24 protein-coding genes and 1 riboswitch are annotated in these 21,473 nt (G+C 40.8%); of the genes, 10 read left to right on the top strand and 14 right to left on the bottom strand.

The window, feature by feature from the left end; translation table 11 throughout:
* Nucleotides 1-587: 587 nt before the first annotated feature.
* Nucleotides 588-1,946 carry a branched-chain amino acid transport system II carrier protein gene (gene brnQ / locus FHS45_RS02555; RefSeq protein ID WP_062445048.1) on the top strand — a complete coding sequence of 453 codons (1,359 nt, stop codon included), beginning with the start codon at nucleotides 588-590 and terminating at the stop codon, nucleotides 1,944-1,946.
* Between the two features lie 202 nt (nucleotides 1,947-2,148).
* Here brnQ and FHS45_RS02550 read toward each other — a convergent pair whose 3' ends face one another.
* Entirely contained in the window at nucleotides 2,149-2,796 is a 648-nt protein-coding gene (locus FHS45_RS02550; RefSeq protein WP_062447805.1) for a GntR family transcriptional regulator, read from the bottom strand.
* Between the two features lie 344 nt (nucleotides 2,797-3,140).
* On the opposite strand from FHS45_RS02550, the gene FHS45_RS02545 reads away from it, so the two are divergent.
* Complete coding sequence (locus tag FHS45_RS02545; RefSeq protein ID WP_062445046.1) at nucleotides 3,141-3,578, top strand: RDD family protein; 438 nt, start codon at nucleotides 3,141-3,143, stop codon at nucleotides 3,576-3,578.
* Nucleotides 3,579-3,718: 140 nt separating this feature from the next.
* Here the strand turns inward: FHS45_RS02545 and FHS45_RS02540 are convergent, their stop codons facing one another.
* From FHS45_RS02540 to FHS45_RS02515, 7 genes are all read right to left on the bottom strand, one after another.
* Nucleotides 3,719-4,033 carry a DMT family transporter gene (locus FHS45_RS02540; RefSeq protein WP_062445044.1) on the bottom strand — a complete coding sequence of 105 codons (315 nt, stop codon included), beginning with the start codon at nucleotides 4,031-4,033 and terminating at the stop codon, nucleotides 3,719-3,721.
* Nucleotides 4,033-4,365 carry a DMT family transporter gene (locus FHS45_RS02535; RefSeq protein ID WP_062445042.1) on the bottom strand — a complete coding sequence of 111 codons (333 nt, stop codon included), beginning with the start codon at nucleotides 4,363-4,365 and terminating at the stop codon, nucleotides 4,033-4,035. The genes FHS45_RS02540 and FHS45_RS02535 overlap by 1 nt, the downstream gene beginning before the upstream one ends.
* Nucleotides 4,366-4,459: 94 nt before the next feature.
* A riboswitch (guanidine-I (ykkC/yxkD leader) is annotated at nucleotides 4,460-4,561 on the bottom strand.
* 113 nt (nucleotides 4,562-4,674) lie between these two features.
* Nucleotides 4,675-7,266, bottom strand: coding sequence for a heavy metal translocating P-type ATPase (locus FHS45_RS02530; RefSeq protein WP_062445040.1), 2,592 nt, complete (start codon nucleotides 7,264-7,266; stop codon nucleotides 4,675-4,677).
* A gap of 24 nt (nucleotides 7,267-7,290) precedes the next feature.
* Nucleotides 7,291-7,662, bottom strand: coding sequence for an ArsR/SmtB family transcription factor (locus tag FHS45_RS02525; protein ID WP_062445038.1), 372 nt, complete (start codon nucleotides 7,660-7,662; stop codon nucleotides 7,291-7,293).
* A gap of 456 nt (nucleotides 7,663-8,118) precedes the next feature.
* A complete protein-coding gene (locus tag FHS45_RS20120) occupies nucleotides 8,119-8,325 on the bottom strand; it encodes a DUF6366 family protein (protein ID WP_308789076.1) in 207 nt (68 codons plus the stop codon).
* Nucleotides 8,326-8,564: 239 nt separating this feature from the next.
* Entirely contained in the window at nucleotides 8,565-9,203 is a 639-nt protein-coding gene (locus FHS45_RS02520) for a hypothetical protein (protein WP_062445034.1), read from the bottom strand.
* A 22-nt stretch (nucleotides 9,204-9,225) separates the two neighbouring features.
* Nucleotides 9,226-9,738, bottom strand: coding sequence for a GNAT family N-acetyltransferase (locus tag FHS45_RS02515; RefSeq protein ID WP_062445032.1), 513 nt, complete (start codon nucleotides 9,736-9,738; stop codon nucleotides 9,226-9,228).
* 321 nt (nucleotides 9,739-10,059) lie between these two features.
* On the opposite strand from FHS45_RS02515, the gene FHS45_RS02510 reads away from it, so the two are divergent.
* From FHS45_RS02510 to FHS45_RS02500, 3 genes are all read left to right on the top strand, one after another.
* Nucleotides 10,060-10,821, top strand: coding sequence for a PAS domain S-box protein (locus tag FHS45_RS02510; protein WP_062445030.1), 762 nt, complete (start codon nucleotides 10,060-10,062; stop codon nucleotides 10,819-10,821).
* A 132-nt stretch (nucleotides 10,822-10,953) separates the two neighbouring features.
* Nucleotides 10,954-11,904: a DMT family transporter gene (locus FHS45_RS02505; protein ID WP_062445028.1), complete on the top strand. Its 951-nt coding sequence runs from the start codon at nucleotides 10,954-10,956 to the stop codon at nucleotides 11,902-11,904.
* Nucleotides 11,905-12,052: 148 nt separating this feature from the next.
* A complete protein-coding gene (locus FHS45_RS02500; protein WP_062445025.1) occupies nucleotides 12,053-12,559 on the top strand; it encodes a peroxiredoxin family protein in 507 nt (168 codons plus the stop codon).
* 95 nt (nucleotides 12,560-12,654) lie between these two features.
* On the opposite strand, the gene FHS45_RS02495 is transcribed toward FHS45_RS02500, so the two are convergent.
* From FHS45_RS02495 to FHS45_RS02485, 3 genes are all read right to left on the bottom strand, one after another.
* Complete coding sequence (locus FHS45_RS02495) at nucleotides 12,655-13,407, bottom strand: GTP cyclohydrolase II (protein ID WP_062445022.1); 753 nt, start codon at nucleotides 13,405-13,407, stop codon at nucleotides 12,655-12,657.
* A gap of 86 nt (nucleotides 13,408-13,493) precedes the next feature.
* Nucleotides 13,494-14,150 carry an alpha/beta hydrolase gene (locus FHS45_RS02490; RefSeq protein WP_062445020.1) on the bottom strand — a complete coding sequence of 219 codons (657 nt, stop codon included), beginning with the start codon at nucleotides 14,148-14,150 and terminating at the stop codon, nucleotides 13,494-13,496.
* A 45-nt stretch (nucleotides 14,151-14,195) separates the two neighbouring features.
* Nucleotides 14,196-14,336, bottom strand: a complete 141-nt coding sequence (locus FHS45_RS02485; protein WP_166761347.1) for a hypothetical protein — start codon at nucleotides 14,334-14,336, stop codon at nucleotides 14,196-14,198.
* A gap of 122 nt (nucleotides 14,337-14,458) precedes the next feature.
* Here FHS45_RS02485 and FHS45_RS02480 point away from each other — a divergent pair, with 122 nt between their 5' ends.
* Complete coding sequence (locus tag FHS45_RS02480; protein WP_062445018.1) at nucleotides 14,459-14,656, top strand: putative holin-like toxin; 198 nt, start codon at nucleotides 14,459-14,461, stop codon at nucleotides 14,654-14,656.
* Between the two features lie 104 nt (nucleotides 14,657-14,760).
* Here the strand turns inward: FHS45_RS02480 and FHS45_RS02475 are convergent, their stop codons facing one another.
* The 3 genes from FHS45_RS02475 to FHS45_RS02465 form a co-directional block, all read right to left on the bottom strand.
* Nucleotides 14,761-15,159, bottom strand: coding sequence for a nuclear transport factor 2 family protein (locus FHS45_RS02475; RefSeq protein WP_062445016.1), 399 nt, complete (start codon nucleotides 15,157-15,159; stop codon nucleotides 14,761-14,763).
* A gap of 119 nt (nucleotides 15,160-15,278) precedes the next feature.
* Nucleotides 15,279-15,911, bottom strand: coding sequence for a YczE/YyaS/YitT family protein (locus FHS45_RS02470; RefSeq protein WP_062445014.1), 633 nt, complete (start codon nucleotides 15,909-15,911; stop codon nucleotides 15,279-15,281).
* A 183-nt stretch (nucleotides 15,912-16,094) separates the two neighbouring features.
* On the bottom strand, nucleotides 16,095-17,438 hold the full coding sequence (locus tag FHS45_RS02465) for an FAD-dependent oxidoreductase (protein ID WP_062445012.1): 1,344 nt from the start codon (nucleotides 17,436-17,438) through the stop codon (nucleotides 16,095-16,097).
* Between the two features lie 314 nt (nucleotides 17,439-17,752).
* Between FHS45_RS02465 and FHS45_RS02460 the strand changes: the two genes are divergently transcribed.
* The 4 genes from FHS45_RS02460 (at nucleotide 17,753) to FHS45_RS02445 (ending at nucleotide 21,372) form a co-directional block, all read left to right on the top strand.
* Entirely contained in the window at nucleotides 17,753-17,938 is a 186-nt protein-coding gene (locus FHS45_RS02460) for a hypothetical protein (protein ID WP_062445010.1), read from the top strand.
* 431 nt (nucleotides 17,939-18,369) lie between these two features.
* The gene (locus tag FHS45_RS02455) at nucleotides 18,370-18,852 is read left to right on the top strand and encodes a MarR family winged helix-turn-helix transcriptional regulator (RefSeq protein ID WP_148350224.1); all 483 of its coding nucleotides are present in this window, start codon (nucleotides 18,370-18,372) and stop codon (nucleotides 18,850-18,852) included.
* A gap of 679 nt (nucleotides 18,853-19,531) precedes the next feature.
* Entirely contained in the window at nucleotides 19,532-19,948 is a 417-nt protein-coding gene (gene arr / locus FHS45_RS02450) for an NAD(+)--rifampin ADP-ribosyltransferase (RefSeq protein WP_062445004.1), read from the top strand.
* A gap of 107 nt (nucleotides 19,949-20,055) precedes the next feature.
* Complete coding sequence (locus FHS45_RS02445) at nucleotides 20,056-21,372, top strand: Glu/Leu/Phe/Val family dehydrogenase (RefSeq protein WP_062445003.1); 1,317 nt, start codon at nucleotides 20,056-20,058, stop codon at nucleotides 21,370-21,372.
* Nucleotides 21,373-21,473 lie beyond the last annotated feature (101 nt).

Below are 21,473 nucleotides of genomic sequence, written 5' to 3'. Positions count from 1 at the left end.
TGATTAGAAGAGGCGATCCCCTTATTTATAAGGAATCCGGCTTTTTAATAAACGATGTTATAGTCTCCTGTCATATAAATGGTAAACCAACGTTGTACGAGTAAAAAAAGTAAAAGCCTTCCCTCCTTAGAGCTTTCAGGAGAAAGTGCCTGACCCCCAGTACATTAATGCTTTACTTCAGTGAGGGTCAGGCACTTTCTATTAAGACCGTCCCACATGAAAATTTATCCGCTTACGGTCCTGATCCCCGCTTTAAAGACCACCCGACAATACCTACTCCTATCTAACAGTCTTAATAACCTTTTTAATGACCGTCCGTCCTCGTTCTCCCTCTCCTAGCTGTTATTAAAAAACGAATCACCACATCCTCCCAACCTTTTAACTAGCAGCCCGCAGAAACACCCGGGATAAAAGCTTATAAAGCCCACCGAATGGTAATTTATTACATGAATTATTTTACATATAAAAATATTCTGTAATATATTGCATTTTGCATATGGGAGGAGTATGATAGATTTCGTTGATAGGTTTTATTGATATATTGCATATTGCTATCTAATAAAAATTAATACTAGGAGGAAGACTTCATGAAGGGAAAATTGTCTTTTTCAGCTTACGCATCTATCGGCGTCATGCTATTTGCATTATTTTTCGGAGCCGGGAACCTGATCTTTCCCGCACAGCTGGGCCAAAATGCCGGAACCAACCTCTGGCCGTCCGTCATTGGATTTTTAATTACAGGAGTGGGACTCCCGCTGCTTGGAATTATCGCGATGAGTTTTTCGGGAAGCCGTAACCTGCAGGAGCTTTCAAGCCGTGTACACCCGGTTTATGCCGTGTTTTTCACGTCACTGCTTTATTTGACAATCGGACCATTTTTCGCATCTCCCCGTACAGGGACCGTGGCGTATGATGTCGGGATATCACCTTATATAAATGAATCTTCGCAGCAAATGGGATTATTTATTTTCACCCTGTTATTTTTCGCTATCGTTCTATTGTTTTCCTTAAAACCTGCCAAACTTGTTGACAATGTTGGGAAATTTTTGGCACCTGGATTGGTAGTGCTGCTTGCCATTCTGCTTATAGCGGTCATCACCAATCCAATGGGAGCGATGGAAGCTCCCCAGGAAGCTTATACGAATGGAGCCTTCATCACTGGTTTCCTTGAAGGATATAATACAATGGACGCACTGGCATCCTTGGTATTTGGGATTATCGTAATTAACGCGATCCGCTCCATGGGAGTCACCTCCAATACGGATATCCTAAAAGCAACCGTTAAGGCAGGCAGTATCGCCATATTGCTGCTCGGTGCGATTTATGTCGGGATCGCCTATTTAGGTGCGACAAGCACACAAGCTTATGGAATCTTTGAAACCGGTGGACCAATTTTAAGTAACGGTGCCTCCCATTATTTCGGGACATTTGGTTCTGTTTTGCTCGCCATTGCCATTACGTTGGCATGCTTGACTACTGCGATCGGTTTGACAGTAGCCAATGCGGAATACTTTCATACGTTGTTTCCGAAGGTTAGTTATAAGACACTAGTCGTCTTCTTTGCTACGATCACGTTTGTGATTGCAAACTTCGGACTGGCTAACATCATCACTTACTCTATACCGGTCTTGATGTTCTTATATCCGCTGGCGATCGTCTTGATCCTTTTGACATTTTTGTCTCCATTGTTTAATCATGCAACGATCGTTTATAGTTCAACCATCGCTGTTACGTTTTTAATCAGCATCTTTGATGGACTCAAGTCGCTCTGTGAATCACTGGGAATCGATTATTTCAGCTGGATGCAGCCGATTGTAGGACTTTATGAACAAACCTTGCCCCTTTACGATCAAGGGCTTGGATGGCTGCTGCCGGCAATAGTTGTCATTGCCCTAACCGGTGTTATCAGTCGTTTCCAAAGAAAAGCTCCCGTTCATGCCTCATAAACGAATAAGGCCGGCCTCCTCATTACCAGAGGGGCCGGCTTTTTCGATGTCTAGGAAATTATAAAACTTTCTTTTCGTGAATAACTTCAGCGTCTACCCCCTCGAGGTCTTAAGTAAATCCTCTCTGTGACAAAAAACGTCACGCCGAGGCTTTTCTTAAGCTTGTCGGGGGTGAGCAAGGCGCTTGCGCTTTTGTTCTTTGCTATTTAAAATCTTCTACGGTACGGAGCCAGTTATCTTTCATAATGGCTGCTGCTTTATCCTTGTCACCATCTCTCATAGCGGCAATGATTATTTTATGCTCTTCGATTGAACGTTCGGCTAAAATAATAGAGTTATGAAAAAAATGTCTGCGAACATGTGCCTGCAAGGATGCTACCATGCTTTTGATATATGTATTTTTGGATATATCGATAATCACCTGGTGAAACTCTTCATCGACTTTTAATGCATCATAGGCATGGTTGGCAGATATTAATTTGGCAAACCGTTCATTGATGTTTTCAAGCTGCTCCAGCTGATCCGCTGTAATGTGATCAATCGCCAGTTCCGCGGATAACGACTGTAAGGCTGCCAATGGCGGAAGGAGGTCCTTGATAGCTTCGCGTTCTATTTCCGTGACTTCGGTACTCTTCCCCGGAAACATTTTGACAAACCCTTGCACTTCCAATAGCTGCAGCGATTCACGTACCGGTGTTCTGCTGCTTCCTAACGCATTAGCCAGTTCGGTATCATTCAGCTTTTCACCTGGGCGCAAGGTTCCTTCAATAATCCATTGCTGAATCTGGTTGAACGCATTTTCCTTGGCAGATTGACGAACAGGCTTCGAATGGTTTGTTGGTATGGGCATGGGAATCAGCCTTTCTGGATAATCTTTTTGTATGAAAAAGTATACAGGAAAATACATTAAATTGAAATATGCAATATATCACCACTTGCCTATACCCGTATAAAATTTTGTGACCCCACGCATGAGGCATGCACAACTACCTCATCTCAGGCAATTTCTATAAAAATTTTTGCGCATCAAAATCTTTCATTTGAATAATATGGATATGATACGATAGTGAAAGGTTACATTAGAAAAACTTGGCTTATCGCCAAGTACTTATGGCGAAAGCCTTAGATTTTCTTATACTTTAATCCTTTAACAAACTTAAACATTCTTAAAGTACAAAGGAAAGGAGATAAATGATGGAAGTACATAACCCGGTAGGTTTCTGGAACAGATTAGGAGCAAGAATCATAGATGGTATTTTAATGGGGGTCGTGACGGGAATCATTTCAGCCATCCTGTTTGGAGAATTTGCGAATGACGATTATAACCCCTTAGATGGCATCGGCCTCTTATATAGCATCCTTCTCCCTCTCTTCTGGTATGGCTATACCGTAGGGAAACGCGCGACAGGCGTGCGCATCGTGAAGAAAAATGGAGAGAACGTAGGCATTGGCAACTTGCTGATGAGGGAATTGGTAAGTATATTTGTTTATGCGATCACATTGGGAATCGGCCTGATCGTCAGTGCATTCATGGTCGGTCTAAGACACGATAAACGAGCGATCCATGACTTCATCGGAGGCACCTATGTCACCTATGATCCGCCAGAACAAAGTGAGCAAACTGAATTTTAATTAGAAAAACTTGGTTTATCGCCAAGTACTTATGGGGAAAGCCTTAGTCTTTTCTTATACTTTAATCCTTTAAAAAAGTTAAACTTTCTTATAGGATAAAAAAGATGCCTGAACTTCTCTAGCGGAAGATCAGGCATTTGTTATGAAATTAACTTCAAGCCAACTGCAGCACCAAGTATCATTCCAATAAAAACAATTCGCTTCAGGTCCTTCGGTTCTCCATATAAAAACATCCCCATAATCGCTCCGCCAGAGGCACCAATACCTGTCCAAATCGCATAGGCGGTGCTCATAGGCAGCGTTTCCATAGCTAAGGCAAGGAAAAGGAAACTGGCACCGAACGCCATAACCAGGAGGGCAAGAGACTGCCAATTACGGTGCTTGTGCACCCTGTTTATCATTAACACACCTAACATTTCGCAAAGCCCTGCAAGAATCAATGATAGCCATGCCATTACGCCTCCACTCCTTCCTCTTTATCTTCTGTTACTAGCTTCAGACCAATAATCCCCGCTAACAAGAAGCCGATCAACATAATTTTTGACCATTTAAAAGGTTCTTCAAAAAACAGAATTCCTGCAATGACCGTACCCGCTGTCCCCAGTCCAACGAAAACCGCGTACACCGTTCCTACAGGAAGCCTTTTCCCGGCCATGATCAATAAATAAAAGCTGACGACGATGGAAACGACTGTACCTCCCCACGCCCAAAAACTATCGGCGTGTTTCAATCCAATCACCCACAACACTTCAAACAATGCTGCAATAAAAACTTTCAACCAGTTCACTAGATATCCCCCCGTGGCATATCGCCTAGCAAATGTAGCGAAATCCCTTTTAAGTCAAACAGTAAAAAGCCTGAGAGACCACTGTTAATACAGCATCTCCCAGGCTTTTGTCCTTCCGTGTCACAGCTCATCACTGTGTGTTTTCTCTCGGACCAGACTAACTTGTAAAAGTTACGGAACCCTAGAAAACAACTTTTTTATTAAATTAAGTTCAAATTAACACGATAGAGTCGGGGAATCAAGAACAAGGCTATCGTTTTACCTTTATCACGTTGAGAGGTAATTCCAGCCCAGTCCATCTCCTATCCCCTATTTTTTCTTTAACAATCTCATGCTGTTAAGAATAACGATTAACGCAGCTCCGGTATCACTTAGCACCGCCATCCATAAGGTTAAGATTCCTGGAAAAATTAAAACCAGCGCGGCTAACTTAGTGATTAATGAGAACCAAATGTTCTGCTTAATAATATCCAGTGCTTTACGGCTCAAACGGATCGTATGAGGAAGTTTTTCCAAATTATCCGCCATGAGAACAATATCGGCGGTCTCCATGGCTGTATCTGTGCCAGCACCACCCATGGCAATGCCAAGGTCAGCTGTCGCAAGAGCCGGAGCATCATTAATTCCATCCCCTACCATCGCAACGCGTTTTCCTTCCGCCTGCAGTTTCTTTACAGCAGACACTTTGTCTTCCGGAAGCAACTCAGCAAAGTAACGATCGACACCAGTTTCGCCTGCAATTTTTTTCGCTGTTCCTTCATTATCACCCGTCAACATCACCATTTCTCTCATCCCGACTTGCTTGAGCTTTTGAATGGATTGAACCGTAATGTCACGGATGGTATCTGCAACAGCTATTAAACCCAGCACCTCTGCTTGCGTCCCTACCACTACAAGCGTGTTTCCGTTGTCTTGTAAGGAGGCCATACGTTCTTCTAATTCATGAAAAGGTACTTCCATCTCATGAAACAGCTTAGGATTGCCAGCAAAGTATTCCACACCGTTAATCGTCGCCTGGGCTCCTTTACCCGCAATGGCTTTAAAGGCTTCCCCTTCCATAGCAGGAATGCTTCGCTCTTCTGCATAAGTGGTGATTGCCTGAGCGATTGGATGAGTGGAATGCTCTTCAATCGTTCGTGTGATACTGATCAGCTCTTCCCTGTTGTTCTGAAGGGAAATCACTTCGGCAACTTTTGGCTTACCTTCTGTCAGCGTCCCTGTCTTATCAAAAGCGATCGCCTGAATGGCTCCAGCTTTTTCTAAAAATGTGCCACCTTTGATGAGGACACCATTTTTAGCTGCATTTCCAATCGCAGACACAATCGCCACTGGCGTGGAAATCACCAAGGCACAAGGGCAGGCGACCACTAATAATGCAAGGCCTTTATAGAGCCACTCTCCCCATGTTCCGAAACCAAGTAATGGCGGTGCTACCATGACCAGGAGGGCAAGAATAAATACAATCGGCGTGTAGACACTTGCAAAGCGATCGACAAATGCCTGAGTTGGAGCTTTTTTCTCCTGGGCTTCTTCCACAAGGTGAATGATTTTTGCAATCGTTGTATCTTCCACTAACTTTGTAACTTTTACTTCTAGCGACCCACTTTCATTGACCGTGCCTGCATAGACCGTATCACCTTCCTGTTTATCTACAGGCAAGGATTCTCCGGTAATCGGAGCCTGGTTAATACTCGATGCCCCTGATAAAATTTCCCCATCCAAAGGCAGTTTCTCCCCGGGTTTGATGACAATAATGTCATTGATTTCCACTTCTTCTACGGGCTTCCGGATAAGTTGATACCCTTTTTTAACGGTAGCTTCGGATGGAGTGATATTCATTAAACTTCGGATGGAATCTCTTGTACGCTCAATCGACCTGTTTTGCAGGGTATTTCCTAAGGCAAAAAGCCATACGACCGTCGCTCCTTCAAACCATTCACCAATCAAGGCAGCTCCAATGGCTGCAGAGGCCATGAGCACATTCATGTCTAAGGACCCGCTTTTAATCGCATAAAAGGCACTTCTCGCCGGTTTATATCCACCGATTACAATCGCTGCCGCATACAGGGCGGTAATTAATCCAGAGGTTACGCCAGTAAAAGAACCAATAAAACCAAGAGCCAGGAATATTCCGGATATGGTAGTCGTCGAGGCTCCTTTTTTCTTGTTATCAGCGGATGTTTCACGGTTACGGACCGAATCTAAGGAAGCATCAAAACCAGCCCGTTGGACCTCTTTGATAATTTCTTTTTGGTTTGTGGAATGATCAATTTGCATTTTTCCTGTAGAAAAATTCACCTTGACCGCTTGAACACTCGGATTTTTGCTCAAATGCTTTTCAATCGTCATGGCACAAGAACCACAATCCATACCTTCGATTTTATACGTTTGCATGTTTTTGTTATTCTCCATAGGCTCAGCTTCAAAGCCCAATTTGCGTACCTGACTCGGAATAAGATCGTATACCGAACGATCATCGGCGCCGACAGCCATTTTTCCGGTGCCATAGTTAACCCGGACCGATTGGATTCCTTTGGTCTTTTGCAGCCCTTTCTCAATGGTGGCTGCACAGGAAGGACAGTCCATTCCATTTACTCTGAACTCCATGGTTTGCTGCCCTGCTGGCTGACTACTCACGCTATTTACCTGCTCGCTTGTACTCTCTCCCGAACTACAACAGGAAGATGGGCTTCCTGTATGTTCTTCTTTTGAATCACTCCCACAGCAGGAAGCTATCGGAGACGTTTCTTTTTCGTTCGGCTCACTTCCGCAACATGTAGAATTGGCAGAAGCTTCTTCGGTTTTCTTCTCAGAACAGCAGGAGTCTTTTGTTTCATGGACCTCCTGCTCTGTGTGATTAGAGCAGCAACTTGATGTTGTTTCTGGCTCTATGCGACTCATTGGTGTGCCCCCTATCTATTCCAGTCATCCTTCTTTTGAATGTAACAAAGCAATCGATACTAACTGGTGAACATGTTCATCCGCCAAGGAATAAAACACAAGTTTTCCTTCTTTACGGTATTTGGCCAATTTCATGTTGCGCAATAACCTTAAATGGTGGGAAGCCGTGGCCGTCGTTGAGCCAATGATATTGGCCACATCACAGACACACAGCTCCTTCTCCAGTGTTAACGCATACGCAATTTTCATACGAGTGGCATCCGACAGAGCTTTGAAAATCAGTTCCACGCCTTCCACCTTTTTGATTTCCGGCTGCACGCGTTGAACAAGCTCTTCATCATAACAAAACGTCTCACACGTATCTTTTGATGCTTTTTTTACTATTTCTTCACTCATTATGTTCACCTTCATTCTAATAATTATTTGAATGTTTGTTTATAGTGTATGATTCCTATGCTTCCACGTCAACACAAAACATTAAAATGGGCATTTGAAGAACAGAAGCGCAAGCGCCTTGCTCACCCCCGACAAGCTTAAGACAAGCCTCGCCGTGACGTTTTTTGTACTTTTATTACAATTAAGTTTATAAAGGTTTAAAGTATAAGTAAAACTAAGGCTTTCGCCATAAACCCTTGGCGATAAGCCAAGTTTTTCTAATCACAGAGAGGTTTGACTTAAGACCTCGAGGGGGTAGGCGCTGGAGCTGGATGGAGCCCACCACGTAAAGTTGTCCACAAAAAGAAAATTTTATAAATTCCTAGACAATGAAAAAAGAGACTTCATTTCTGAAGCCTCTTCTTTACGTGCACGATTTTATTGAGTTATTATGCCTCCCCCAACCATGGGAGTCTTTCAGCTAAAGATAGTATATAATATAAAACCTAGCATCATTAAAAGAATAACGAACCCAGTACCTTTCCATCCCAAGCTCCCGACTAAGTCAGGTAGTCCTCCACCAGAAATACTCCTCGTTGGGTCCTGTTTTAATTCTTCCTGCCTCATTCTTTCCCGTCTTATTTCAGGACTTTCTTCTCCCTCTCCCAAGCAAAAAACCTCCATAATTGAAAAATTATTCTTCTTCACCCTTCTTATTTGGTTGTGATATTCCCCAGTCAAAGCCTGATTTTCCCCAATAATATAGAAACCCAGCGGAAGATACGATAGCTAGAATGGCAATTATTAAACCCATTATGAATTCCACCTTTTTTCATATGATTTAAAGCAAATAGAACTTCCTATATATGTACGTGTAGAAACTAGATATTGTTTAAAAACTCTCTGGGCTAGCAGCCGGGGAGTCAGTTATGGATATTCAAGACTTCGATCAATTCTATAATATCTTTCTCGTTACCAGTGTCCACCGCCACAAGCTTTGTATTCTCAATCAAATCTGAGTAAAAACTTTCCCCTGCAGGGTATTCTCCATCCCAGCGTAAAGGAACATGATAAACATTGATGGTTCCATCGCCATTCCCGCTGTATATGACCGAACCAGCTACTAATCGACTTCCTGCCAATTGGATGACCTCTTCAGGATAATCCGCACTGGTTTCGTCATCAGGGTTGAGTGGAGTACCAGACGGGATGTGTCTAACATTCAATTCGTCCACTTCTTTTAACTCGCCAAGCTGCAGCCAAACACGAGCATATTCAATTTCTTCCGATGAATAATCAGCTAGCGGATCCTCTTCTGCACTTCCGCTTGCAGTATCTGACTCCTCGTTACTAGTATTTTCTCCTGAAGAAGTAGCCTCAGAGTCTTCGTCTCCTGACTTTTCTGTTTCACTATCTTCATTATTATTTGTTTTGCTTTCTTCTTCTGAATCTACAGCAGCATCTGTATTAGTCTCTTCGGCAGTACCTGCTGAACAGCCAAGGAGTAAGACTAGAAGCAATAGCAGGGAAATACCACCAAATACCTTTATTAATTTTTTCATATGTACGTCTATTCCTTTCTCATTAGATTGGAATTTTCCTTATGTCTTTCCATCCATAAACCACTTCATTTAGTTTTTTTCCTGCGATTTCAACCTCGACCGTATCCACTTTTTCAGCCCCGAGATGCTCATAGAAAAAACGGGAATCATTCTCTTCCAGGACTAATACAAGCATGGAATAAATACATTTATTCTCTAACGCTTGAATGATTGGCTTTAATAACAGTTCCCCTAACCCTTTTCTTTGATGTTCTTTTAATATGTAAATAGCGTATAATTCACCTTCAAAGGCGGGATATTTTCCTGCCCTTTCTGCACCGCCATTAGAGAAACCTATGATCTTACCCCCATCATTTTCAGCTACAAAAACAGGTTGCCTGGAAATGATAGCTTTCCATTTTTCCTCACGGCTTTCGTAAGTCATGTTACTTAAATATTCATCAGGTACGATGTTCTTATAGGTTGAATGCCAGTTATCAACCTGTACTTTTGCCACACCCTCAGCATCTGTTGCAGTTGCCTTTCTAATTTTCATTCTTCACATCCCTTATTTTTTTGATTCAATTCCAATTATTTCAAAACCCTCTCATTTACACAACACTATTTCTTATTAAAAAACCGCACCCCTTTTATGGGATTACGCTTTCAGTGAACCCCTGCCACGCTAAAGTGATACTGGAGTGGGGGAAGGTATTTTTATTTATTTTAGCTTTCCAGTCAGTTGAGTTAAACCTGTGTTCGTCACTCACTTTCCATGGGCAAGTATGCTGCGGATCTCTTCCATCCAAAAAAAGGACAGGCTCCTTGCTAACAATAGTAATAAAATGTATCCTTTTTAATTAAAGGGGTGTAACAGATGAACGATAATATTTCAAATATAGATTATCAAGAGGTTATTGAATATTCTCTTGACCCACTCATTATCCACACAGATTATAGGATAATTTATATAAACCAGGCAGCCGAAAAGTTTTTTCGGACGAAGAATGATGAAGTCACCGGTGCCAGTCCATTGGATATATTTCAAGAAACGTCCAAGGATGCAATCAGGAAAAGAATCCAATCTGCCTACGGCAAGCCAGCAGATGTAATTGAAGAAACGATTTATAGAATGGACGGCACAACTGTAGATGTGGAATTATATTGTCATCCTATTGTAGTGGAGAATAAAAAAGCTATTCAAACCTATGTAAGAGACATAACTGAGCGAAAAGAAACGGAAAAGAAGCAACGTGAGATGATCAAACAAATAAATGAATTATCCGCAACCATTGTTCCTCTTATAAGCGAAGTAGCTGTCCTTCCATTAGTGGGTAAAATTGATGAAGAAAAAGCACACTTACTTTTAGAGATCGTACCGGAGAAAGTGCAGCAGCAAAATATTAGCCGTTTAATTATTGACTTTTCAGGGGTTTATACTATAGACAATGTTATAATAGATCACCTTTTTAAAATAAACAGCGTTTTATCTTTCCTTGGTGTGCGTTCCATCATTACAGGGCTAAGGCCTGAATTAGCTGTGACAGCAACAAACCTAAATATTGATTTATCTTCTATCCCAACGATGGCTACGGTAAAAGATGCACTTTCCTACTTAGGTATAAAGTTAAACGTATAATAACCGCCCCTAAAATGACAGTGCCTGACCCCCACCCTGCTAAAGTGGTAACAGAGTGGGGGTCAGGCACTGTTTTCATAGCTATTTTTCAATTATTATAACACTATCGTTATATTTTTGAGGTGAGTGCAAATGAGGAAAGGACATACAAGAAGCAAAGGATTACTTCTCGTCATAACAGGGGCTATCTTTTGGGGTGTAGGGGGTACAGTTTCACAAAAACTCTTCCAGGATTACGCGATCGATGTCAATTGGCTGGTAACCGTTCGCTTGCTCATTGCCGGCATTTTACTGTTAGCAATCCAATTTTTCAGGAAAGATAACTTTCGTATCATTAGTATTTGGAAAAATAAACACACAGCTGTCCAAATGATTATATTCGGATTACTTGGCATGCTGGGGGTGCAGTATACCTACATGGCTTCCATCAATTACGGGAATGCGGCGGTTGCTACGCTTTTGCAATACCTCGCTCCGGTTATGATCATCGTTTACTTACTCCTCCGTAAACAGACAACCTTTGAAAAACAGGATGCAGTGACTGTTTCGCTTGCTTTACTCGGCACCTTTTTATTACTGACCAATGGAACTTTTTCTCAATTATCCGTGCCTGGCATCTCTATCTTTTGGGGCATTTTATCGGGGGTTGCCCTTGCCTTTTACACCTTATATGCCATTCCTTTACTTAAAGATTTTGATTCCCTTGTTGTTGTGGGATGGGCAATGGTCATTGGAGGCATTTCCTTAGGGTTTATACACCCACCCTGGCAAGCGGAATTCTCCACCTTTACAGTTGAAATTTATCTGTATCTCATTTTTGTCGTTATATTTGGTACGATGCTTGCGTTTTGGTTTTACATTGAGAGCTTGCAACATCTACTACCTAAAGAAACCAGTCTGATCGGCAACCTGGAACCACTTTCCGCCGTATTAACGATGGTTATCTGGTTAAGGGAGCCCTTTGGCTTTTTTCAATGGTTCGGTATGGCCTGTATCATCGGTATGACGCTATTACTTACTTTTAACAAAAAAACCGCTCCCGCAGATAACGAGAAAGAAAACAAATCCATCACAGCGAACTGAACGCTTTGCATGACCCCCACCCCGCTAAAATAGCATCGAAGCAGAGCCATGAACCTTTATATTTTTTACAAAAAAAACAGATTACATCATTTATTCTTGAAGAAACTAGGGTAATGTACATAATATATCAATTAAAGGAGTGATTATAATGACAACCTTCCAATTAAATCAGGAGGTCCCAGACTTCACCCTTCCAACAGTAGGCGGTGAAACATTCAATTTTTCGGACTCGCTTAAACAAAGAAGTGATCAGTGGCACCTGCTTATCTATTTTCGTGGATCCTGGTGTCCAGCCTGTATGAGCGAACTACAGGAGCTGGAGGAAAGCAAAGGATATTTCGAAAACCAACAGGTTTATATAACGACGGTTACCCATGATAATAGAGAAGATTTAGAAAAAATGGTGGAGGAACATGGCTTCACTTTTCCTGTATTAATGGATGAAAACTTCGAGTTTCTAGAAGCTTATGGCGTCCATTATCATGATGAGAAGGCCCCATATGAAGACCATGGCACCCATAGTGAACCTGCTTACTTTTTGACAGATGGCCAGGGAAAGCTGCTTTACCAGCAAAGACAGACAAGCCCTTTTGGGCGTCCCCATCCGAAAGAATTAAGGAAAATCATTCAATACATTAAAAAGAATTTGAAATAAAAAATCGCCATGTGTTCAATCACATGGCGATTTTTTAATGGAAGGAAAATTTTGGATTTCGGAACGGCCAAGCAAGTAATGGTGTTGAATAAAGATCATATATCAGCTGTCTTCTCTTCTCCAATATGACCGGACCGATTTACTTTTGTTTCCAGATATCTTTCGTTAAACTCAGAACGATCTCCCCATAATGGTTCTCTTCCTGATACCGGTAAACCAGCTTTTTTTAAAGCCGCTAATTTTTTGGGATTATTGGTCATCAGGGTAACTGGTTTACTTCTTAATGCTTTTAAAACAGAAATCGCATCACTATAATTTCTGGAGTCATCAACAAAGCCAAGCGCTTCATTTGCTTCAACCGTATCGTAGTCATTCTCCTGAAGAATGTAAGCCATCGCTTTACTGAATAAACCAATTCCTCTTCCTTCGTGATTGGCTAAATAAAATAACGCCCCTGTACCGTGTTCCACAATATTTTTCATGGATTGTTTCAATTGGAAGCCACAATCACATCTTTTGCTTCCGAAGATATCTCCTGTATGACAGATGGAATGCATTCTAATAATGGCATCATCGCCATTGCTGAAATCACCATACGTTAAAACACTGGATTGCTGTAATTCAGCTAGATTATCAGAAGATAACTTTTCAATTATTCGATCGAAATCGTCTGTTATCTCTTCACATTTAAGCCAGCAATACCATTGAAAGTTAACGGTCTCCCCATACAAATTAACAGGAAGCATTATAGGCCCAACTAAATAGATGGCACCCTCATCTGTTTCTAGTAGTTGTATTTTATCTTCAAGTATCGAAAGAATTCTTGATTTGACTTTAGTTTGTGTCATCAATATCTCATCCTTTTTACTTACGTGTACTCATCGTTCACTCCTGCTGGCAATCGGCCCAGTGCAACAAATGATGATGTTCACTATTATTTTTCTTTAGTTTCAGCCAGGTTTTCCAGCAGCCAATCGGTGAAATCCTGTTTGTTTATCGGTGAGATCCTATGTCCTTCCTGGTAAGGTTTAAAAGTTACTTGAGAACCCAGGCTGTCAAAATACTTATAACTTTCTATCCCCCAGTCATACGGAAGAATATTGTCAAATTCACCATGGGAGATAAATAATGACACATTCTCAACAGATTGGATATCATAATCTTCCTTGACAAAGCACGGTATATATCCACTTAAAGCAACAATCCCCTTAATACGATTTCCCATAGTAAGACCTGTCGTCATGGATACAATTGCCCCTTGACTAAATCCAAGTAAATACAGGAAGTTACTGTCCACTTGATACTGTTCTACTGCATAATCAATAAAGTTATTAACCTGATTGATGGCCTGGTCAAATACTTCCCTATGTGGTTTTCCATACCCCTGTATGGTGAAAAAAGCATAACCAGGTGGCTGCGATAAACGACCTCTGATACTAAAAATTATAAAATGATTTTCCAAGCCATCTACTAAAGAAAGCATATCTTGTTCATTACTTCCGATTCCATGCATCAAAAACAAGGCTGGATACTTTCTATTTGGATCTATGTTTGTTGGCTTACGGACCTCATATGCCAGTTGTGGGTTCAAATCTAGTCCCCTCCTCACAGGGTTTCAAATATGAATATTTGTTTTCTATAAGATAACAACATAGACGAGGATTGTCAATTCTTTTTTCGCTAATATATAAAGTCGTTTCTTATCAGAAAACTCATTATAGGTGAAAGTGCCTGATCCCTTCCCTGTCAAATTGGTGACAGAGTGGGGATCAGGCATGATAAAAGATGATAATTATACCTCTCCAGGCAGAGTTAACCATGTTATAATGACGTTATGTAATAGAAAAGGTGACTCAAGGGTGGTCGGTATTCATCCCCAACAGAAAGGGGGTGGTGCTGATGACAGTATACGAAGCATTGATGTTTGCAGTGGCTTTCGCAACACTGATCATAGCCATACTGTCTTTTGACCAAAAAAAACAATCCACCCTTGAGCTGACGACTCGCGGTGGATTATTTCTGCCCTTTGTCGATCCCCCTTGCAGGGACCGTTCTATTACCGACCGTAGATGTTACAGCATCTGCGGTCTTTTTTAATATATATCGCTTCTTTATTTATTATACCATAAACCGCAGAAGTTAAAACCATGAGAAAAATATGCTTTGAGAAAAAGTGCCTTACCCCACCCTAAAAATATTCGTTAAAACATACCATTCTTATTTGGGGAATCCTCTGGTATCGGTTGACCTAAATCCCATAATTCTAAAATCTGATCATCCTGGAAACGAAAGATATGAACAACTGCCGCTCCTAAGTCTTCTGGTTGTTGTTTGACATGGGAGTGAACTACAACAAGGTCGTTCTCTTCGATAGCTCGCTTTACTTCAAAAGTTTTTTCAGGACTCTTGGAGGCATTTTCCTCCATCGCTGTCATAAGTGAGGATGCATCACCGGGAAAAATAGGATTATGATGAGAAAAATCATGACTTACATGACTGTTAAACGCTTCCCTCACCTTCCCTGAAGCAACCAGTTTCAAAAAAGAAACTGCTCTTTCTTTGTTGGTGAGAATGTGTTCATTTTGCTCGTTTGAATTCATTGCTATCACCCTTTGCTAAAAGATTTATTATAATTCATGTAATTGAAAAACGAAGGCTGGCACCTGACTCTAACCCTGATAAAAAAGTAGTAAGTGGTGTTCAGGTACTTTTACTTTGATTATTGACTGTTACTCGCTACTTGTACAGGACGTTTATAAAGAATAACCAAGACATATGGACGAGCCCACTGGATGATAACGCCTGTGATTAATGCATTAATCAACGTTCCAATACCAATAGCACCATTGAATAAGAAAGCAATCATTACTAAAACAATACTGATGACCGCCCGGGACCTGCTAAAAGACCAGCTTGTTTTATCCGTTAAAATAACCATGGATCGGTCCATAGGATTTGGTGCAAAGTTTGATTCTAAATAAATCGCAATCCCTATCCCGCCTAAAATAATGCCTAGTAAAACTAATAAAATTTGTTCAAATAAATGATTAGGTATTAACCATTCTCCTAATAAGAAAAGCCATGTATCAATCCCCATCCCTGTAATAATGGAAGTTAATATAGCTAAAAATTCTGGTCTTGCTTTTAAAGCTGCTGCATTAAGCAATACCATAGCCGAACCAACAACAATTTCCCAACTGCCAATGGTTAATCCAAATGTGCGATATAAACCAACGAGTAATGCATCAAATGGTGAAGTGCCTAATCGGGATTGTATAGTGAGCGTAATGCCTAAGGTTAATACGGAAATCCCAATAAAATAGATCAGAAAAGATTTACCGATTTTGCGCATATGTATCTCCTTTTCTATAAAACAAAGCCATTGATAGACTTATTTCCAATAAGATATCTCCTACTACCAATAAAGTAACAGATAAATAGAAAAGAAACCAATTTGACACGTTTCCGAAACGTGTCTGTCCCATCCTGCTAAAGTGGTAACGGAGTGAGCGCATGCAATTTATGAAAAGCAATATTAACGCTTTTTGGTAAACTTCCGCTTCCAAACATTTTTTATAATTCTCGGGTGCATCAAGGTAGAAGTTGGGCGAAGAAGATGCATTACCTGTATAAAAGCGTTGTAGGTTCCTTTATGTTCAGAGGATAGAAGAAAAATATTTTTCGCATACCACTGCTGGATAGATAGACCTGCCGGCTTCCTCCCCACCGTTTCCGGGTAGCGGAAATCTTCGGTTAGCACCATGTTCCAAATAGGTGTAATAATTTTCATAACTTCACGATGAAAGCAATCTACTAGGTTTTGAGTCGATCTATCCCAATTAACCAACAGCTTTTTTAATGCTAAAGCTTCCAGGACGGCGATACTCATCCCTTGTCCAAAAAAGGGATCAATCCTGCAAATGGTATCCCCAATCGTCATTAGTCCATTTGGAAATTTGCTCACCTTATCAAACCTTCTCCACGTGATATTCGGGACACGGAAGACGGAGGTACCTGATAAAGCAGTAGCATTCTTCAGTTCATGATAAAGATCCAGTATCGGCAATTGTCTCGCGATATCTATAAAGTTAGTATCACTCTTCCGTACTTCCTTTTCATTAATTTCATTATGGTATCCCATAAAGGTAACTAAATAACGGTTGCCCTCTACCTTCGAAATACCTCCACCGATTTTTTCAGAAGGTGGATTGGGATAGACAAGTTTTATTGCCCAGTCCCTGTCTGGGTTGTCAGGAAGTTCAAGGGTTTTTGTAAAATAACATAAGTCAATGTTAACTTTCTCTTCTGGAATATGTACTCCTCGTTTCCTTAGCCATCTTGAAAAAAGACTACTAACACCACTGGCATCTACAATCAAATCGGCATATAAAGTGATCGGGTCGCTGCCATCCCTTATTTCCACTCCAGTTATTCGATTTTCTTTTTCATTATATAGAAAATTACCGACCTTTTGGCTGTACTGGATTGTCACGTTCGGGATCCTTTTCATGTATTGCTCCAGAAGCCACTCTAAATGCGGACGTGTTTGGAGAATGGTTGAGCATTCCCCATCATAGCGGAGTTTCCAAACCCCATGGTGAAACCAAGCAATGTCCTTCGTCGCATTAATTTTAACGGCTCCGCTTGCCTTAAAATTCTCCGTAATACCAGGAAACAGTTCTTCGAGGCCATTCGCACCGGCAAAAAGCAGGGCATGGATATGCTCGCCTTGAGGTGCCCCTTTCCTCGGCAATGGACCTTGTGGTTCTGCATCACGTTCAAGAATAATTACCTCTTTAAAAAAATCAGCCAATACACGTGTTGCCAATTTGCCAGAAATCCCTCCGCCAACAACAACAGCCTTATCCCTTCGCTCCAAACCGTAACAGCCCCTATCCAACCTTCTTTATTTTCCCACATTCTAATTAAGGAATTTTTTAACATATGCCAATATCACTATTAAATACATTTTTATTTAGTAAAGCTATTTTCAACATATTCTGCTAAAAACTCCTTAAAATCATCTAATAAAGTCTGGCCCATCTTTACCTCTCCTCACCCTTACATCCAATTTAACTAGTCATCCTATTTGTATTTAAACAAAATGTTAGTAAATCCCTTTTTAAATTAGAAATGACCACCTGATTATTATCTGAGTGATTGTAAAACCTACGGATATGGAGGTGATTGATTATGGAAAAGAACCAGACAACGCCTGGAACTAACATGGAACAAGGAAAACAAGAGCATCCGAAATCTCCGTTGAATTCAGGCCGCTCGGGGACAAACCCCAACAAAGTAAAGCAGGAAATTCAACAGGATGTAAGCCATGGGATAGGTGCGATGACATCCCGTGAGGCAGGATCCATAAGAGATTAAGAACCACGCTTTTTGTGGTTCTTTTAATTTTCTCTTTCTGCAGAAAGACACATTCGATGCCGTTGATTGCTTTAGCTGGGTTAAATAATTCTTATAAAGACCGTCCCACACAAATTTAAGTTTGCTAATGGTTCTTATATTGACTATAAAGACCATTACCACAGCGTATTTCTTTACTAAGGTTTTTTATCCACTCTATTAAGACCATTAGCACCCTAATTCTATCGTGTTATGGTCTTAAAAATATGACTAAGGTAAAAAAAGTGCCTGCCCCCAACCTCAGCAGTGGATTTATGAGTCGGGATCAGGCACTTACTATTGCCATGTATAAAGAATGGTAACTAGCGAATACTACAGTTGTATCTACAATTGTACTTACAAGTGAGGGTGAAAAAAGAGTGGAGTTTTGGCTGAAAAAGAATTTACTTCTAATGATTAGAGCATTGTACTTTTGTATGGAAGAACAGTGGGCTGACCTGGGCCGGAGATATAATATCACTCCTGCTCAACAGCATATTTTATTTTTACTTGCAACCAATCAGAATGTCCTTTCGCCATCAGAGATAGGAGAGTTAGGATGCTGGCATAGTTCCACTGTTACAAGACTGTTGAAACCTCTAAAAGAACGGGGCTTGATCCGTATAGGGGTTGATAAGGAGAAACCAAGGTTCAAAAAAGTAGAAATCACTGCCAAAGGAAGCGTGTTGCTGAAACAACTGATTGACGCTGTAGAAGTCATAGAAAATTTCCCCTGCAATATCAGCTGTCTCTCGAAAGAAGAAGTAGTCAATTTCCTGGCCTATGCCCAGAAAATTTTGGAAGTGAATAAAGGGGAACCATTCAAACAGAAGGTTATTAATGGAAGTATGGTCCCTAGTGATTTTTCAGAAAAGGCTATTGATTATCAAATATAAAGAAGTGATCCCTTATGTTATTTAATATTACGTTCGGTATAATTATCCCTTGGATTATCTGCAGTTACTTCTTTACAAAAGAACCTCGGTTAGTTATCCTGCTTTTTCCCTTGGGTACCACCATCGCTTTTTTAATAAACGATTTAGGTCTGGTTCTGTTTTGGACCGTAACCCCTGTGTATCTAAATCCTACTTTATCAATAATCCCTTATAACATTGGTTACTTTCCTATGATAGCGATCATTTTCGCTTATGTGCTGAAAAAGAGGAGAATTCATCCGTTTCATCTGGTCCTTTTGTTTACTTTAGTAGTGTCATTTATTGAATATATTTTTCTGCTTACTGGCAAGGTTGTTTATCACACGGGCTGGAATATGTTGTGGACTGGAATCACTTACGTTATAGGATTTGGTCTTTGCATCCTCTATATCAAACTTTCGTCGAGCTACCGGTTGCTGGCAAAAAAAGAAACTGGAATATAACTGAACATATCCTTCTTACAATATATGACCCCCACCCTGTGATAATAGAGTGGGGGTCATTCACATTTAGTAGTATTTTCGTCAAATCCATACTTTCTACTTCCATTATACTCCTAATTATAAGTTATTTATAGACTACTCTTTCTATAATTCCTGTCCTATACTGTTATACACAATTTAAAAAAGAGGTGTATCGTATGAATGACAAAAAAGATGTCTTAGATAAAGGCCCTTTCTTTCATGGTACGAAGGCAGCACTAACTATTGGAGATCTATTGGAACCCCAACACTTTTCAAACTACCAGGACAAAAAATCAAACTATATCTATTTTACTGCAACATTAGATGCCGCTAAATGGGGTGCTGAATTAGCAAAATCTAATTCAGAAGAAAGAATTTATATTGTAGAACCATTAGGTGATTTTGAAAATGATCCGAACGTAACGGACAAAAAATTCCCCGGAAATCCCACGCGTTCTTATAGGTCTAAATCGCCTTTGAAAATAGTATCCGAATTAAAGTCATGGGAAAGACATTCCGATGAAGAAATAAATCATATGCTTTCATCTTTAAGAAAGTTACGTGAACAAGGAAAAGCTATCATATATGATTAATCTTGCCCCTGGCAGAAGATATATCACTTTCTCCTAAGCGATGTATAAAACCTTAAGTATTAAGGGATTTTATAAAAGAGGTGATAACTTTTTTAGGGGGTATACGTATGAGGAAACTGGAAAGTGAAAAAGTAGAGTCGGATATAACTACCCATGGTGTAAATCCGTACATTGTCGTCAAATCCTTACTTAAGGAATCGGTGAACAGGCTGGGACTTCATGAGAACATTTATCATATGCTTAAGAAACCAATAAGAATGCTTGAAGTATCGATTCCGGTGCGCATGGATGATGGAACCCTGGAAAACTTTACAGGTTATCGTGCTCAGCACATAGATATCTTAGGTCCTACCAAAGGAGGGATTCGCTTCCATCCTTTAGTGAGTATAGACGAAGTAAAGGCTTTGTCCATTTGGATGTCTTTAAAGGCTGCCATCCTCGATCTCCCTCTAGGTGGAGGAAAAGGTGGAGTTATTGTTGACCTGGAGAAATTATCCGAGCGCGAACTGGAAACGTTAAGCCGTACGTACATACGGAAAATAACACCGATCATAGGTCCACAAAAGGATATTCCTGCTCCGGATGTCAACACAAATCCTGAAGTAATGGGTTGGATGATTGATGAATTCGATCAGCTCCGCGGCTACAATATCCCGGGAATGCTAACAGGAAAACCGATCATCATCGGGGGCTCATTGGGCAGGTTGGAAGCTACCGGCCGGGGAGTCGTCCTCACCATCCAGGAGGCTGCCAAAGTACTGGATATGGAATTGGATAAAACGACCGTAGCTATCCAGGGGTTCGGTAATGTCGGAAGCATGACAGCAAAATTTTTGCATGAATTAGGGGTTAAAATTGTTGCTGTTACTGATGCCAAAGGTGGAATTTATCGCGAGGAAGGTTTAAATATCCCTGACTTGCTGGAGTTTGTTAAAGACAAGAAGAATTATGCGTCTGATTATACAGATGCTGAACCAATAACCAATGAAAAAATGTTCAGCCTTCCTGTCGATATTCTCATACCAGCCGCAGTGGAAAACCAAATCACGAAAGATAACGCCCCGTCCATTCAGGCAAAAGTGGTAGCAGAGGCAGCTAACGGACCCACCACACCGGAAGGAGACAAAATCCTCGAAGAGAAAGGAATTTTCGTGATCCCGGATATCCTTTGCAATGCCGGTGGCGTCACTGTCTCCTACTTTGAATGGGTACAAAACTCCATGAATTACTATTGGAAAGAAGAAGAAATCAACCAAAAGCTTGAGGAAAAAATGCTGTTCGGATTTAATACTGTCTTCAAGATGCGTGAAGAAAAGCAATGCTTCATGAGAGATGCGGCCTATATGGTCGGGATTAACCATCTGGTAAAAGCCATGCATGCTCGTGGGTGGATTAAAGATTCCGATTTATCATCAAAAGAATGAGGAACATACACATTACTTTCCCTAAACTCTTTAGTCTGGGGGAAGTTTTTTATTTTTGCCTAAAAACGATGGCAAAAAAAGATGATTTTCTGTACAGAAAC

Origin of the sequence: Thalassobacillus devorans, from assembly GCF_011761345.1 — a bacterium.
Classification (GTDB): domain Bacteria; phylum Bacillota; class Bacilli; order Bacillales; family Halobacillaceae; genus Thalassobacillus; species Thalassobacillus devorans.
Note: the sequence above shows the minus strand (reverse complement) of the source record. Positions and strands in the feature narration are given on the sequence as shown.